This is a genomic window from Aliarcobacter vitoriensis, assembly GCF_003316695.1.
GTDB lineage: Bacteria > Campylobacterota > Campylobacteria > Campylobacterales > Arcobacteraceae > Aliarcobacter > Aliarcobacter vitoriensis.
In genome coordinates this window covers 1-297 of the sequence record NZ_PDKB01000060.1, presented here as the reverse complement: position 1 = coordinate 297, position 297 = coordinate 1, and the positions used below count along the sequence as shown (strand labels likewise).

Annotated in this window: 1 protein-coding gene; it reads right to left on the bottom strand. The window is 20.9% G+C overall.

Annotated features, from left to right (window positions below; genetic code table 11):
- The coding region (locus CRU91_RS12135; protein WP_146951633.1) for a hypothetical protein at nt 1-183 on the bottom strand (183 nt) is incomplete at its 3' end.
- Between the last annotated feature and the right edge of the window lie 114 nt (nt 184-297).

The following is a 297-nucleotide window of genomic DNA, read 5'->3' as shown; positions in this document are numbered from 1 at the left end:
TGTTTTTCCTTCAAAAATAGAACTATTAGCAATATATGGAATATTCGCTTTTTTAGATATTTTTTCAATAGCATCTTTTAAAGATGATTTATCTAATGAATAGCTTATATTATCTGCATAAACATTTGAGCAAATAATCAAAGCAACAACTGGACTTAATATACTTTTTTTAAGTATTGTCATATTTTCTCCTAATAATTTTATAAAGCAACTATAATAATTGCTTTTATAATATATAAGAGTAAAAATATATCAAAAAACGGACATCATTTTTTACAAATTTTGAAATTTCTTTTA